Annotated in this window: 15 protein-coding genes and 1 pseudogene; 10 read left to right on the top strand and 6 right to left on the bottom strand. The window is 58.4% G+C overall.

Annotated elements, in window-relative coordinates; all coding sequences use genetic code 11:
• Positions 1-6 precede the first annotated feature (6 nt).
• The 6 genes and pseudogenes from IB248_RS13995 to IB248_RS14020 all read right to left on the bottom strand — a co-directional run bounded on the left by IB248_RS13995 (position 7) and on the right by IB248_RS14020 (position 6088).
• Positions 7-1050, bottom strand: a complete 1044-nt coding sequence (locus tag IB248_RS13995) for a glutathione synthetase (RefSeq protein ID WP_192241107.1) — start codon at positions 1048-1050, stop codon at positions 7-9.
• The gene (locus IB248_RS14000; protein WP_169683081.1) at positions 1051-2937 is read right to left on the bottom strand and encodes a flavohemoglobin expression-modulating QEGLA motif protein; all 1887 of its coding nucleotides are present in this window, start codon (positions 2935-2937) and stop codon (positions 1051-1053) included.
• Positions 2934-3770, bottom strand: a complete 837-nt coding sequence (locus IB248_RS14005; RefSeq protein WP_192241108.1) for an N-formylglutamate amidohydrolase — start codon at positions 3768-3770, stop codon at positions 2934-2936. Before IB248_RS14005 ends, IB248_RS14000 begins: the two co-directional genes overlap by 4 nt.
• A 383-nt stretch (positions 3771-4153) precedes the next feature.
• A pseudogene (locus IB248_RS31740) lies at positions 4154-4466 on the bottom strand (sulfite exporter TauE/SafE family protein); the annotation flags it as partial.
• Between the two features lie 61 nt (positions 4467-4527).
• A complete protein-coding gene (arsK, locus tag IB248_RS14015; protein WP_169683083.1) occupies positions 4528-5787 on the bottom strand; it encodes an arsenite efflux MFS transporter ArsK in 1260 nt (419 codons plus the stop codon).
• Entirely contained in the window at positions 5729-6088 is a 360-nt protein-coding gene (locus IB248_RS14020) for a metalloregulator ArsR/SmtB family transcription factor (RefSeq protein ID WP_025661954.1), read from the bottom strand. Before IB248_RS14020 ends, arsK begins: the two co-directional genes overlap by 59 nt.
• A gap of 42 nt (positions 6089-6130) precedes the next feature.
• Here IB248_RS14020 and IB248_RS14025 point away from each other — a divergent pair, with 42 nt between their 5' ends.
• From IB248_RS14025 to IB248_RS14070, 10 genes are all read left to right on the top strand, one after another.
• Positions 6131-6646 carry a DUF6428 family protein gene (locus tag IB248_RS14025; protein ID WP_169683085.1) on the top strand — a complete coding sequence of 172 codons (516 nt, stop codon included), beginning with the start codon at positions 6131-6133 and terminating at the stop codon, positions 6644-6646.
• A 178-nt stretch (positions 6647-6824) separates the two neighbouring features.
• Positions 6825-7094: an acylphosphatase gene (locus IB248_RS14030; RefSeq protein ID WP_169683087.1), complete on the top strand. Its 270-nt coding sequence runs from the start codon at positions 6825-6827 to the stop codon at positions 7092-7094.
• A 159-nt stretch (positions 7095-7253) separates the two neighbouring features.
• Positions 7254-7910, top strand: a complete 657-nt coding sequence (locus tag IB248_RS14035; protein WP_169683089.1) for a Rieske (2Fe-2S) protein — start codon at positions 7254-7256, stop codon at positions 7908-7910.
• The gene (locus IB248_RS14040) at positions 7903-8748 is read left to right on the top strand and encodes an aromatic ring-hydroxylating dioxygenase subunit alpha (protein ID WP_018116632.1); all 846 of its coding nucleotides are present in this window, start codon (positions 7903-7905) and stop codon (positions 8746-8748) included. Before IB248_RS14035 ends, IB248_RS14040 begins: the two co-directional genes overlap by 8 nt.
• Positions 8745-9404: a glutathione S-transferase family protein gene (locus tag IB248_RS14045; protein WP_169683091.1), complete on the top strand. Its 660-nt coding sequence runs from the start codon at positions 8745-8747 to the stop codon at positions 9402-9404. The genes IB248_RS14040 and IB248_RS14045 overlap by 4 nt, the downstream gene beginning before the upstream one ends.
• A 1-nt stretch (position 9405) precedes the next feature.
• Positions 9406-10785, top strand: coding sequence for an amidohydrolase (locus IB248_RS14050; RefSeq protein ID WP_169683093.1), 1380 nt, complete (start codon positions 9406-9408; stop codon positions 10783-10785).
• A gap of 23 nt (positions 10786-10808) precedes the next feature.
• Positions 10809-11906 (top strand): BMP family ABC transporter substrate-binding protein, encoded by a 1098-nt coding sequence (locus tag IB248_RS14055; RefSeq protein WP_026371865.1) that lies wholly within the window; start codon positions 10809-10811, stop codon positions 11904-11906.
• A gap of 3 nt (positions 11907-11909) precedes the next feature.
• Positions 11910-13433, top strand: a complete 1524-nt coding sequence (locus tag IB248_RS14060) for an ABC transporter ATP-binding protein (protein WP_169683095.1) — start codon at positions 11910-11912, stop codon at positions 13431-13433.
• Complete coding sequence (locus tag IB248_RS14065) at positions 13430-14530, top strand: ABC transporter permease (RefSeq protein ID WP_018857910.1); 1101 nt, start codon at positions 13430-13432, stop codon at positions 14528-14530. Before IB248_RS14060 ends, IB248_RS14065 begins: the two co-directional genes overlap by 4 nt.
• The gene (locus IB248_RS14070) at positions 14527-15438 is read left to right on the top strand and encodes an ABC transporter permease (RefSeq protein WP_169683097.1); all 912 of its coding nucleotides are present in this window, start codon (positions 14527-14529) and stop codon (positions 15436-15438) included. Before IB248_RS14065 ends, IB248_RS14070 begins: the two co-directional genes overlap by 4 nt.
• Positions 15439-15473 lie beyond the last annotated feature (35 nt).

Below are 15473 nucleotides of genomic sequence, written 5' to 3' on the forward strand. Positions count from 1 at the left end.
GGCTTCTCAGAGTGTCGCCAGCACTGCATTCGACAGTTGGGAACCATAGTTCCGGCGAATGCTGACTTTCCTTTCGAGAGCCTCGATGACCGTTGCGGAGAAGTCCACGGAATAGAGCTGTTCGAGATTTCGCAGTCCGCCCGGCGTGAAGACATTGATCTCGAGGATCTTGTCACCGATGATATCCAAGCCCACGAGAAACATTCCGTCTGCGACAAGCTTAGGCCTGACAGTCTCGGCAACCTCAAGAATCTTGGGGGTAATCTTTACTGCTGCAGCTGTTCCGGCGGCACTGATATTGGAGCGGATCTCTCCTTTCGCAGGAACTCTGCGAAATGCCGCATAGGCACCGTCCTTTTCAAGGGGTTGACCGTTCATCAGGAACAACCGGATGTCACCATCAACCGCATCCGGGAGGTAACCTTGAGCGATCAGATACCCTTCGCCACTGACTGCTTCAAAAATCTGGTTGAGATTGGATTCCTTGCTCGATTTAATTCTGAATACATGCCGGCCTCCCGATCCCTGTAGTGGTTTCAGGATCACACCGCGTTTCTGGCTGTCGATGAAGGCTCTAATTTCGTCCAGGCTTTTCGAAATCAGTGTCGTGGGACGAATAGCCTCGGGAAAGTCTTGGAAATAGAGCTTGTTCTGAGCCTTCATCAAGGTGTCGGGATCATTCACCGTCAGCACGCCTCGCTCGACGGCAAGTCGCCCGAACATCGCGCCGACATGAGCGGCCCAGGGTCGCTCTTCGGCATCAAGGGAAGGGTCGTTGCGCAAAAACAGCACGTCCACATCTTTCACGTCAATCGTTTCGACGCGCGCCTTCTCGTTGAGATCGGCAATGAACGCGTCTTCATTCTTCGGTTTGCCCACACTCGGAGCTCGTACGCGCACTGCCAAGCTGTCGTCGGATCGCAGCACAAAATCCCCAGGCGTGACATAACAAACATCATGGCCACGGGCGCATGCGACCATTGCGAGGGATGTCGTAGTATAATAAGGCGCCTCGCTTTCGATCGCGTTCACGAAGAATGCTATTCGCATTTAGGCTTCCTTTGGTTGAACCAGGTCGATGGGGCGCAATCCCTGTCTTGCGCTGTCAAGTCGTTCGCGGCCTTCAGCAGTCTCCAGAAACAGCGGATGGACGCATGGCGGCTTGAGCAGTCCGCGTAATGCAAGCTCTTCCATAACGGCGAAATGGGAGGAAGCGATTTTGCCCATCCAGAACGGCTCGAGTGCGCCACCGCGTTTCAGATGGTCCAATATTTGAAGGAGGCCTCTCAAGTAGATCGCATCCTTGGCCAATCCGCCGCCGCGGTAAACACGCAGTGCAAGGTTGAACGCCCCGTGATCGGAGAATTTGTAGCTGGAAACGAGCCGACCGAAAGTTTCGGCGAAGCTTAGCCCCGAAAGCATGTAAGCGCATGCGACGACCCTCGCAGCTATCAGCTTAAGCCGCTCGGCAGTCAGGCCACCCGAGAGATACTCAGCGAAAACCGCCAGCCCCTCCTGCATGCCTTCGTATCCGGACAGCCCGGAGCGAAAGAGTCGCAGCCCTTGAGAGGAACCATTAAAATAGGTGAGGAGATGAACGCCGATTTCATGCGCAAGAAGCGACTCGACACGTCGTCGGTCCATGATTGTCGACCTCGAAATGAGGAGACGATGATTGGTCACCATCAGGCCAGAAGGAAGGTCATCGCGAAGCACAATGCTTGCCTTGAAGTCCGGCCAGACCGTTCGGTAACGATCAATCATGGCTTGCGCACGTCGTTCCACGTAGTCGGCATCGGCGGTGGGAATATTGGAACGCGACTTAAGATGATCCACAGGATACTCGTCCGCGAGCATTCCAAGAATATCCTCGGCTTCGAGCAAAAGAGAATGCTCGACCGGACCATAAAGCGCCCTGCCAAACTCTACGAAGCTCTTGGTCTGGCGCGCAGCAATCAGCGAAAGTTGCAAGTCGACTTCACGCTGTTTTTCCCGGCAGAGGTCGTATAGGACCGGATCTTCCATTTGGTCAAAGGAGATAGCAAAGAGCCGATGCTTCGCATTTTCCACCTGGGTCGTCAGCGGGCGGTATAGAAAGACCGGCTCGCTTTCAAACCCAGCCAATCTGAATTCGTCAAATGCTTGCCTTGCGTTGATGGGGGTGACGGCAAGGAGAACGTCGAAGAGCGATGCAATCTCGTCGATGCTTCTGTCGACGCGGCTGACAGCGTCGACGAAGGCACGTCTGCCAAGGGACCGATACGACGCAAGCTTGACAATTTTCTTGGTTTCCAGAAAGGCGCCACACGCGCGGAGCCCAGCGTCGAACAGTGTCGAGACCAATTGGTCGCGAACTTCAGGGTAAATCTCCCCGGATTCGGGCGTCCGGTAGATCGGCGCGAACTCGACACCAAGTATGGCGCAGCCGGGCATGGCCGCAATCTGTGCGTCAATGGTCGACGTGGGGATATTCCGCTCAAGGACTCTCGGTGTGCGGAACCTGGCCTCGCTCGCCATAATGGTCTTCGAGAAAGTCGTCTTTGCAAGGGCGGCATTCTCGGATGACCAAACGGAAACCTCAAACGGCGGGAGATAGGGAGCGTCATCGGTAAGAAACCGGTCACGCTCAAGCTCACTGCTTCGAACGACAAGGAGGGTCCCGAACTGCTCGACCGCGACCGCGGCGATCGCCTCGACAATCGACACGACCTCCTGAGGGTCCGATGCAAGGAGATAGGAAGCATTGGCCTGGACTACCGCTTGCGCCACGTCCTCCGCCTTTCCTGTGTTGATATGGACGAACAGAAAGGGGAGTGGTCGATCGATATGCAAGCGACCACCTTCGGGGAATTCCCTTCGGATCGGTTTGTCGTCGCGAAGCGACTGCTTGATATCACATAGCCAATCGTCCTGGGTCGCTGACGCGTGTTTCGTCATGACATTGGCCTCAAAGCACGCTCGAGAAGCGGAACGGCCGAGGTAAGCGCCTCCCGCAATTCACGAAGTGTCGAGTTGTCTGGCTTTCCCGTCCACTCGTCCATGAAAATCTTCTTGAACTCAATGGCGATCGCGCAGCCGATTCCCGGATATTGTTCATGGACGAACCGCGTCTGTTCTCCCTTCCCGTGAAAGGCAACGTTCTCCCGCACGTCAAGCCGCCTGCCGCCAACGCCGAAGGATCGGAAGTGATCCATCAATGGCTCGACTACATGGACCCATCGTTCTCGATCCATGGAGAACGTACCGATATTGACGTCGGGCGCCTGATCCTGGGGCGTTGGCGTGTCCGGATCCGCTCGACGATAGTTATAACTATGCACATCCAGGAGAACGAAGTGCTTATGGTATCGCACGATGCCGTCAAGAAAGAAGCGAAGCATCTCATAGTAGTCGTCATGGATAAGCAATGACCTACGATATTCCGATTGCGGAAGATCCTCTTTCCAAACTGTCAGCCCCCATGCCTGCTCGGGGCGAAGATAAACAGCCTGGTCACGGCTTCGGTTGAGATCGATTTCAAATCGGGAACGGTGAAATACAATCTGGTTTGGCAAGCCCCCGATCAAGCTCGCCGTGAACGGGTCTTCTTCGCGAAGACGCTCGACCTCGTTCAAGGCGTATCGAGAACGCAGACTTCTCCGAACATGGCTGCCGTCATGGATCGCCGTTCCAATAATGGGCGACTGACTTCTCGTGAGAGTCCACAGAGGATCGGAATTCTCCCCCTTTGGAACCTCGACGTTCTCTATCGCCATAGAGCCTCTCTGCATTGACTCCGCCTCAAGTTACGGGAACCTCGCGGCCGCGCAGAACAGAATGCACGTGTACGGGCCAGAGTTGATCATCGTCTGCCAAGCGCCGATTGGCGTGGCCCCTGAAACGAGAACCGGTCGCTGCTCCGTGTGGGATCGCCTCCCCGTTGAAACGCAATGGCCGTTTGGCTTCAAATGCCTGCTCGAAGAACGCAGTTACCGCGGAGCCGGTTCCGCTTGGGGGAAAAATAGCGGTCGATCGGAGTGGACGGCAGCGTTTCCCGACTGGAAGCCGGGAGCATGCCTCTGTGTTTCCTTGGAACCCTGAGGCCGACTGCGAATTTCCGGGTGATGAAGATCGGTGCGGTATGTCTCGCCATGTCAGAATCCGTCGTATGGCTGGCGATGACCACGAGACGCGCCGAGATTGTCTTATACAATGTCTCGGACTTCAGACGGGTCGCCCATCCAGCGCCGAACCACGCGCAGCGAGGCTTCCGGCCGCAGATTGACCGCGATCCGCCAATTCGATCCAATCTCGTTGAAAGGCACGGTCGCCGTGCGGAACGGCAGGGCTGACGCGCCAACCACCAGGCTCATGGCCTTGTTGAGGATGACGGCCCCGAGTGCCGCGAAGTTGAAGATACCGATGAGTAGAGGAAGACGGAATTCAGAGCCGCCAAGCCCGATCAGGCCACCCAACGCCCCGATGATCCCGCGGTCGGCGAAGGTCGGAACGAGTTTTCTCTGCGCGGTGTCGTCTGTCGAACAAACTTCACCGGTTCTCCGCAAGGACGCCAATAGCCCTTGATCTTGCAGACGCCGCCACCGCGACGAAAGCCGCGATGCTGATCGCGCCGAGGCAGGCGTTTGCGGCCAGTGCGAAACTTAGTCCGACATTTTCCATGGCTGCCGCAAACACGAACGGCGCTCCGGCCCCGACTGCCAGACGGGCGGTAGCCATCTTGCCGGTGATTGCGCCATATCCGTCCGATCCAAATAGATAGAGCGGCAGGCTACCCTGCGCGATGCTGTTGATACCGGAGCCCAAACCAAGGCAGATGGCGAATGCAACTGCTCCCGGTAGCCAGTTTCCAGTTACCAGCAGGATCAGGACGCCGAAGACGATCAGGACGGCTGAGAGAACAGCGAGTGTTGGCGGCGACAGGTTTTTCCCGAAGACCATGTTGATCAGACGGCTGAGGACCTGAGCAGGACCGAACAGTGAGCCGATGACGACGGCGACCGTGCCAAGCCCGATCGAGTCGAGCATCGGGACCATATGAGCCAGGATCGCGGCCAGGGTGAAGCCAAGAAGCGCGAAGGCGATAGAGACGATGACCATCGCGCGGCGTCGCTCATAAGGCGGGATTGCCCCGATCACCGTCTCGCGTGTCCGGATCGTTGCGTCGCCCGACTTTTGTCCGAGACTCCGGATCCAGAGGTGCAGCGGCATGCAGAGGAAGAGGTTCAGAGCCGCGAAGACGAGATAGATTTCGCGCCAGGAGAGATATCCGGTCAAAGCGGCCGAGATCGGCCAGAAGATCGTCGAGGCGAAGCCGCCGATCAGCGTCAGATAGGTGATGCTGCGCGAGGCGGTGCGGGGATCGCTTTCGACTAGCGCAGCGAAAGCCGCCTGATACTGGACCATGCCGGACGACACTTCGAGCAGGATGATGGCGACGGTGAAGATGGCGACCGATGGCGACCAGGCGCAAAGCGCAAGCGTCAGCGCCGCGAACATGGAGCCGATCGTCATAATCGCCGCTGCGCCGATCCGGTCCATTTGCTTGCCGATATAGGTAGCCGACAGGCCGCCGATGAATAGGGACACGGAGAAGACCCCGAACACTTCGGCCAGCGTCAGGCCGAGGTCATCCGCCATGCCGGGAGCCAGAATGCTGAAGCTGTAATAGAGCGTGCCGTAGCCGATGATCTGCGTCAGGCCGAGCGCCGAGACGATGCCCGCAGGGATTTTATGCAACGATCTCACCCTTGCCGGCGGAACCGCAGCAGTCGTCGCTACGCTCGACATTTTCCCTGATCGCCGGATGGCCGGCGCAGCAGTCCTCCATCAGGAATTTGACGAGATCGGCGAGCGCGTCGTAATTGGCGCTGTAGATGATCGAGCGGGATTCCCTTCGCTGGGAGATCAATCCCGACCGCTCCAGCTCCTTCAAATGGAACGAGACGTTGGTCGCCGACACGCCCATGCGTTCCGCGATCGCGCCAGCGGCCATTCCCTCGGGGCCGGCAATAACCAGCGCCCGGACAATGGCGAGACGAGTCTCTTGGGACAGCGCGGCAAATGAAGATAGGGCTTGACGTTCTTCCATTATTCAATAATCCTTGAACTATTGGATATAGGAATAGCCCACATGAACGCAATCGACAAGACACATTCTTCCGACATCTCTCTCGGCCATCTCCTCGATGTTCTCGCGGTCGCGCCAGACGCACCACTGGTGTTCAGCTATGAGGGCATTGCCGTCCGGTCGGGCTACCATGTCACCGAGGTCAAGGCAGGTCAGTTTTCGGCGCTGGACTGCGGCGCCAATCCGGAAGCCTGGTCTGAGATCTTCGTCCAACTCTGGGATATCGATGAGGACGGTCGGACCCATATGCCGGCAAGCAAGTTCTCTGCGATCATCCGCAAGGTCTCCGATCACGTACAGCTCGAGCCATCGGCCAAGCTCACATTTGAGGTTAGTGATGGAGAGCGGCCGATGGCCCTTTATTGCGCGGCAGCGCCGCGGCTCATCGCCGGCACGTTCGAAGTAGCGCTTGCCGCCCGACCCGCAAGCTGCAAGCCGCGGGATCGCTGGCTGGCGGAGGAGCAGGAAAAATCATCTTGCTGCGCGCCGGCCACCAACTCGTCGAAGTGCTGCGGGTGAACCGACCAGTCTGGATCGCTCCCGGACGCTACGCCGGAAGCGGTGAGTTTTCAGGACGAAGCGCGAGCTCTCCGAAAGCCCTTTATGTTGAACCGGATTCTGTGAACTGGAAAAAGAAGGGGTTTCGAAAGTCCATTTAGGCGCTATCGTGCCAAGGAGGCGCCAGCACGAGACTTTCATGACAGCTCAACATCACGGACACCTGCACGAACGAATGACGATCCTTGGCGACCTCCAAGCCGCATCGTTTGTTCCGTGGATCCGTCGTCACGCAGCAAAGCTCGGCCTGTCCCAGGCCATATCTCATCGAAGCGTCGACCGGATCGAACTCGAGGTCGCCGGACCGATAGAATTGATCGACATGATGGAGGTGGGATGCTCGCTCGGACCTATTGATGTATGGGTGGAAACCATACTCCGCACGCCGATCGAAAGCGACGCAGAGTAGGCGTTGAGACGCCCTTCAATTTTCCACTGCACGTTATTTGATCAGCGTTGCCAATGCGGAAAAATTATGCAAACGTGCTCCCGTCCGCTACGAACCGCCGCAATCAAAGCGGTTGCCTTGAAGCGGACAAAACGTTGATAATGCTGAGAAAGTTCCACCATGTCAGCCGATACGACGGGCTTTTGGACGCCAGTCGCGCTTTCAGCGGATTTGCCGTCAGGGACGGTAATCCCCGCACGCACAAGAGCCGGCTCAATTGCCCTCTGGAGAAGTGATTCAGGACGGGTCGCGGCATCGGCAGACCGCTGTCCCCATCGTGGCATGCGCCTGTCTTATGGCTTTGTGCGCGGTGAGTCGCTGTCTTGCATCTATCACGGCTGGAGTTACACGCAGACGGGAAACTGCCTGCGCATCCCGGCTCACCCTGGTCTTACCCCGCCCGACACGATCCGCGTTGCGACGCATCTGGTCGAGGAAGCCGATGGCGTGATCTGGGTAGCCGTCGGAGAACCCGTGCATCCGCCCCCGAAATTGGAGGGTCTCGTTGCATTGCGCTCGCTAACAATGCATGCCGATGTTACCACCATTGAGGCGGCTTCCGGCGCGAAATCAGACGAGACCGGCCTTATAAAAGCAACGCAGCAATCCGAAACGATGTGGCTGCTGCTTTCCGAACAGGAACAGGGCCACACCCTCGTCCATGTACTCCTTGACGGCGAGAACACGCTCGGTGACCGCATCTCAGCGTCGCGGGGCGTCGAAAGCCTGCGCAGATGTGCTGAAGACCTTCAGGCAAGGAGATCTCGTGATGGCTAAGGAAGCTATGCTCGACGAGTGGTATCCAGTCGGCCTCTTCAGCCAGGTCAAAACGACCGCATACAAGACGGCCCTGATGGGCGAACCGATCGAGGTTTCTGTCGGGGCTGACGGCAATGCGATCGTGACGACGTCGGGCGGACGTGTTTTGTCGTCACGTGTTCGCTATGGCCACGTGTGGTCGTCCATCGGAGATCCTCAAAAGGAGATCTTTTCCATTCCCGAGGCTGACCAACCTGGTCGCCGGTTTGTCGATGTTGGTGTGGTTCGCGTTCGCTGTTCGCCGCTTCGCGCGGTCGAGAACTTTCTCGACATCGCTCATTTTCCTTTCGTCCATACTGACATCCTCGGAGCAGAGCCGCACACGGAAGTGCAGAACTACAAGGTTGAAATTCGCGACGTCGAGGATGAAGTCTGGGCAACGCAGGTGAAATTCTACCAGCCGCAAGCAGCAAAGTCGGCAAGCGGCGGGATTACGACAGAGTACATGTACCGCGTGCCGGCCCCGACCTGTTCAGTGCTTTATAAAACCTGCCCACCGCGCCCTAGTGAATGGGACGTCATTACGCTTTTCGTCCAGCCGCTGGCCGAGGATCTTTGCGATGTCTGGCCGTGGATGGCGCTGTTTGACGATGAAACATCGATGACCGACCTCATCCATTTCCAGCAGACGATCTTTCTGCAGGACCGCTCGATCCTTGAGAATCAGATCCCGCGTCTTTTGCCACTCGACCCCGGCATGGAGATCCCGACGCGCGCCGATCTGACATCGGTAGCCTACCGACGCTGGCTAAAGCGCCACAATTACACCTATGGCGCACAGTTGGTGGCGCAATGAGGCTTTACGATTACATCCTCTCGCCCAGTTGCTACAAAGTGCGCCTGATGGCGGCTTTGACCGGGCAGTCACTGGATATCCGGCCGGTCGACTTTCATCCGGGCGGCGAGCACCGCAAAGCGGAACTTCTGGCACTCAACCCGGCTGGCTCCATCCCTATCCTGGAGGACGGGGATCTGCTCCTGACGGAATCGTCAGCAATGCTCGTGTACCTCGCAAGAAAGGCGGCTCCGGAGTGGCTTGGGGACGGAACGGCCGAGCAATCGGCCAGGCTGCAACAGTGGCTTTCCTTTTCTCACCGGCTGACCGCAAATCTTGGTGGCGCGCGCCTCCACGAGATGTTGCTTCGCCCGGGCGATATCGCCCTGTTGCAAGCGCAGGGCGTTGCTGCGCTGCGCGAACTTGAAGCCGGGCTGGTCGAGCAAGATCTTCGAGGCATGCCGTTCCTCGCTTCCGATCGCCCGACGGTCGCAGACATCGCGTGCTTTCCCTACGTGGCGCTCGCGCCAGATGGCGGTGTCTCGCTTGACCCCTACCCTGCGATCCGGCGCTGGTCGCGCGCCATTCGCGCGCTCGATAACTTCATTGAGATGCCAGGCATACACCGACTGCATGAGTTGAAGCCCGAGCCCCAGATTGGAACGGGCGAGGAGTAACATGACCGGCTATCTTCTGAAGAACTGCGCAGCGGTTATCGTCGATGAGGGCAAGGGCCAGACGACCCGTCGCAACGTTGACGTCCTGACAAACGGTTCCGCCATTCAGGCAATCGGCGACAATCTTGGACAGGACGAACTGCCGACCGGTACGATCGTTCAAGATGCGAGCGGCTGGTTCGTCTATCCTGGGCTCGTCAATACACACCACCACTTCTTTCAATGCTTTGTGCGCAACCGTGCGGATCTCGACTGGACGAAGCTGTCGGTCATCGAGTGGCTTGATCGCATTTATCCGATCTTTTCGCGATTGAACGAGGATTGCTTTTATCACTCCTCAGTCACCGCCATGGCCGAGATGATCAAGCACGGGTGCACGACGGCTTTCGATCACCAGTACTGCTTCCCGAGGCATGCAGGCAAAAGATTGATCGACCGCCAGTTCGAGGCGGCCGATCTTCTGGGCATGCGCTTTCATGCCGGCCGCGGTGGCAACACACTTCCGAAATCCGAAGGCTCGACCATTCCCGACGCGATGCTCGAAACGACGGACGCGTTCATTGGTGATTGCGAGCGGCTGATCGACACCTATCACGATGCCCGACCTTTCAGCATGCGCCAGGTGGTGGTCGCCCCATGCCAGCCGGTAAACTGCTACCGTGAAACCTTCGTGGAATCGGTGGCTCTGGCACGTGATCGTGGTGTTCAGATGCATACCCATGTTGGGGAGGGTGAAAGCCGCGTGATCGAGGCCCGACATGGCATGCGCACCGTAGATTACTGTGCAGAGCTGGGTTTTGCGGGGCCTGATGCCTTTTACGCCCATTGCTGGGAACTGACCCAAGACGAACTGCGCAAGATGGCTGCGGACGGGACCGGCGTTTCACATTGCCCGGAGCCCGTCTATCTGGTTGGCGCCGAGGTAACCGATATTCCCGCCATGGCAGCCTTTGGCCTTCGCGTCGGACTGGGCTGCGACGGCGCTGCCTCGAATGACAACTCAAACCTGATGCATTGCATCCACTCCGCCTACATGCTGCAGTGCCTGACCGCATCGACGCGAAACCACCCTGTCCCGCCTCCGGTTGATTTTCTGGGCTATGCGACGGCGGGAGGTGCGGCTCTGCTTGGTCGCCAGGACATAGGCAGGCTGGCGCCCGGCATGGCCGCCGACCTGTTTGCTATCGACACGCGGCGGATGGACTATGTCGGCACACGCCATGATCCGCTGAGCCTGATGGCCAAGGTCGGTATCGGCATGCCGACGGACCTGACAATGATCAATGGCCGCATTGTATGGCAGAAGGGCGAGTTCATCGGCCTCGATGAAAGCCGGATGTTCGCTGAGGCTGAAGCTGCACTTGCGACTGTCGATCTCTAAAATCACAAAGAAGGGGAACCAGCATGACAAACATTTCTCGAAGAACCCTGATGCAGGGCGTTGCAGCTGCCGGCCTGGCCGGCGCATTTGGTGGCCGCGCCGCATTTGCGGCCGACGGCCCGCTCGGGATCACGCTCGTCGTTCCCTCGCCCATTGGTGACGTTGGCTGGGGTCACGCGCTGGCTGCGGGTCTGGAGCCGATCAAGGCAGCATATGGCGACAAGGTGAAGGTGACGGTCGTCGAAAACATTGCGGAGGGTCCGGATGCTGACCGCATCATGAACAAGACAGTCGCCGACGGAAACAAGTTCCTGATCGCAGGCTCCTTTGGCTATCAAAACGGTGCCCTGCAGATTGCTCGCCGCAACCCTGATGTCACCGTGTTGCATGCATCGGGTTTCCAGGTGGCCCCGAACTTCTCGCCGTTTGCTGCCAAGTACTTCCAGGGGACGTATCTGCTTGGCATGGCGGCGGCTGCGCTGTCAAAGACCGGAAAGCTCGGTTCCGTATCCGCCTTCGCCATTCCGGAACTGATTACCTCGATCAACGCGTTCACGCTCGGTGCTCAGGCCGTGAACCCCAACATCGAAGTTTCGGTCGTCTGGGTAAACTCATGGTTTGATCCGGCCAAGGAACAGGAAGCGGCCAAGGCGCTGATTGCGCAAAAATGCGACGTGATCTTCTCCAACGCGCAGGATACGCCCTCCGTCATCTCCGCCTGCGAGGAGGCTGGCGTCTACGCATTCAACCTCAATTCGTCGATGAAGAAATACGCGCCGAAGACATATCTTGGTTGTGTGTCCACCGATTGGTCCCCGTTCTTCAAGGCCTCCGTCGACGCTCATCTCGCCGGCACCTTCAAGGGTGCAAACACCTTCCTGGGTGTTGCAGACAAAGTCGTCGAGGTTGTTGACTGGCACCCTTCGATCCCCGCAGAAACGATGACGAAGATCAAGGCTGCAGAGGCAAAGATTGCCGACGGAAGTCTCTCACCGTTTACCGGCCCGATCAGCAAGGCCGACGGCAGCGAGGGCGCGGCCGCTGGAAAGACCCTGGCCGATGGAGAAATCGTGGCCATGGACTGGCACGTCAAGGGCGTGACCACGCCGCTGCCAAAGTAAGCCATGACCGCCCCGCTCCTGTCGCTTCGCGGCATCTCGAAGACCTACGGCCAGGTCCATGCCAACCAGGCCGTTGATCTGGACGTAGCCCCGCAGTCGATCCATGCAATTCTCGGCGAAAACGGGGCGGGCAAATCGACGCTGATGAAAATGATCTACGGCGTCGAGCAACCAGACAGCGGGTCGGTCGCCTGGGAAGGCGAACCCTTGGCCCTTGCCTCCCCGGCGGAGGCAAGGGCCAAGGGTATCGGCATGGTATTCCAGCATTTTTCGTTGTTTGAGACCCTGACCGTCGTTGAAAATATTCAGCTCGTTGTCCCTGGCAAAAAAGCCGATCTCGTTAAACGTGTCCGTGCTCTTGGGCATGAATTCGGCCTTGAAGTCGATCCGCTCGCCCACGTGCATGCGCTTTCGGTCGGTGAACGTCAGCGAGTAGAGATCATCCGCTGCCTGATGACCAATCCGAGGTTGCTGATCCTCGACGAACCGACATCTGTTTTGCCGCCACAGCTGGTTGAAAAGCTGTTCGAGACGTTGCGCCGGCTGCGGGACGGCGGTGTATCGATCCTCTTTATCTCGCATAAGCTGGAGGAAATCCGGGCTATCTGTGACCGGGCAACCATTTTGCGCGGCGGCCGCGTCACGGGACATATCGACCCGCGAGAACACGATGCCCATGACCTCGCCCGCATGATGATTGGCCGCGACATGCCCGAACCCATGGCCGCCGTGCCGCTCTCAGGCGGCGAGAAACGCCTTGAGATCATCGGCCTTCATCATCGGCCGGAAGATCCCTTTGCGGTGCCGCTTTCTGATATTGCGCTGACGGTCCGTTCTGGCGAGATCCTCGGGATAGCGGGCATTTCCGGCAACGGGCAGAGCGAGCTTGCCTCGCTGATCTCAGGCGAGATCGTCCTCCCGAGAGACCAGCGCGACCGGATCTACATGATGGGACGTGATGTGGGAAGGCTCGACGCAGCTCACCGACGCCAGCTTGGATTTGCATTCGTTCCGGAGGACCGGCTGGGACGGGGAGCAATTCCTGAAATGTCACTCGTACTCAACGGGCTGTTGACCGCCCACCCTTTGAACCTTCTTCGTCACGGCCTGATAGACAGGACAAGGGCGTCTGCCTTTGCCGAGGATTGCATCCGCCAGTATGATGTGCGCACGCCTGGCCCCGACGCCGAAGCTGGCGCACTTTCGGGCGGCAATCTTCAGAAGTTCATCGTTGGCCGTGAGATCATGTTGGCGCCGAAGCTGCTCTTTGTCGCGCAGCCCACATGGGGTGTGGATGTTGGCGCGGCGTCCGCTATACGCGCCCGTCTTGTCGCGTTACGCAACGAAGGCATGGCCATTCTCGTCATTTCAGAAGAACTCGAGGAACTTTTCGAGCTCTGCGATTTCATCCAGGTATTGTACCACGGCACATTGAGCCCGCCGCTTGTCACCAAGGAAACGCAACCCGAGGAAATCGGCCGCTACATGATTGGCGCGCAAGACGCTTCAAAGAAAGTCATCGCATGAATGCCGTGTCTGCCGCCTTTCTGCCTACGCTTATCCGCCGGGAACGCGCTTCGTTTTCTGCGACGCTGGCTGCGCCATTCCTGGCGCTGGTGGTAGCAACCATCCTGAATGTCGCACTCTACGTGGCGATGGGCCGCAACCCGGTCGCCGTCGTCTATGCAATGCTGCTTGAGCCCTTTCTGTCGTGGGCATCGTTTTCGGAAGTGCTTTTGAAAGCAGGGCCGCTATTGCTCATTGCGCAGGGTCTCGCGATCGGCTTCCGAGCCAAGGTGTTCAACATCGGTGCCGAAGGCCAGTTCATTCTCGGCGCCATTTTTGCCTCTGCAATTCCCGTGTGGTTTCCTCAGGCAACCGGTCAGTGGATTTGGCCCCTGATGCTTGTCCTTGGGACAGTCGGTGGCGCCCTTTGGGCGTCACTCACAGCGTTCTGGCGTGTCAGGCTGAATGCAAACGAAATCCTTGTTTCACTGATGCTGAGCCTGGTTGCATCGCAGCTTTTGAATTACCTGCTGCTCGGCCCCTGGAAGGATCCCAACGGTTTCAACTTCCCGCAATCGGTCATGTTCCAGTACGACGCGATGGTGCCGCTCTTGATTTCGGGTACGCGCGTCAACGTCTCGTTGATCATTACAATCGTCCTGTCCTTGGCTGCCTGGATATTCATGCAGCGGAGCTTTGCCGGCTACAAGCTACAGGTTGGAGGCCTGGCGCCGCGTGCTGCAGCCTATGCCGGCTTCAAGGAAGGCTGGGCAATCTGGCTCTCGCTCCTGATCGGTGGATGTGCCGCAGGTCTTGCCGGAGCCGCTGAGGTCGCAGGGCCTCTGGGACAGTTGCAGCGGTCAATCTCCACCGGCTACGGCTACGCGGCCATCATCGTCGCCTATCTGGGCGGTCTGCATCCAATCGGCATCATCGCCTCATCATTGTTCATGGCGGCTCTCTACATTGGCGGCGACAATGCCATGGTATCAGCAAACCTGCCCATCGCTGCGGTCCGGGTTTTCCAGGGAAGTCTCCTTCTCGCTTACCTGGTTGCAATCGCCTTCGTCCGGTACCGTCTTGAGTGGCGTCGGATCGTCCACCGGAGCCAATCATGAATGCCATCGAGTTCATTCTTGCGGGCATGCTCGCAGCCGCAACCCCTTTTCTTCTTGCGGCGCTTGGCGAGCTGGTCGTTGAGCGCGCAGGGGTTTTGAACCTTGGCGTAGAGGGTCTGATGGCCTTTGGCGCAGCCTTGGCCTTCATCATCGTCTATCACGGCGGCGGGCACTTTGCGGGGTTTGTCGTCGCGGGGCTTGGCAGCGCCGCCCTTTCCCTGGTCTTTGCGCTGATTGCCCTTGGCTTCAGGGCCAACCAGGTGGCAACGGGCCTTGCGATCGGCATCCTTGGCCAGGGTCTGTCTGCACTGTTTGGCAAGTCCTACGAGAGTCTCACGGTCAAGGGCCTGCCCAAACTTTCCCTTCCGTTTCTGTCCGACATCCCGGTCATCGGTGGGATCTTTGTTCAAGACGTTGTCGTCTGGCTGTCGCTCGCCGCAACGATCGGCATCTGGGCCTTTTTTACCTTTTCGAAGGTTGGGCTCGTCGTGCGGGCAGTGGGTGAAAACCCCAAGGCTGCTCACGCCATAGGCTATCACGTGATTGCTGTTCGCGTGATTGCTGTAGCCTTCGGCGGCGCGATGGCAGGCTTTGCGGGCGCCTATGCTTCGGTGGTCTACACGCCGCTTTGGGCAGACGGGATGATCGCTGGTCGAGGTTGGATTGCCATTGCGCTTGTTGTCTTCGGCACATGGCTGACTGGCCGCATCTTTCTCGGAGCGTGCCTGTTTGGCGCCGTCTCCCTGATGGGCCTTGCCGCACAGGCGACAGGGTTGAACGTGCCTTCGCAACTTCTTGCAAGCCTGCCCTACCTCGTTACCATCATCGTGCTCGGCATCATTTCGGCAGATCGTCGCCTGTTGAAGCTGAACGGGGTCGCCTCGCTCGGCGAGCCCTTCGAACGCTGAGCGTTGCAAATAGCTGCATCGAGCACGATCGAAGC

This window comes from Rhizobium sp. RHZ01, assembly GCF_014851595.1.
Classification (GTDB): domain Bacteria; phylum Pseudomonadota; class Alphaproteobacteria; order Rhizobiales; family Rhizobiaceae; genus Rhizobium; species Rhizobium altiplani.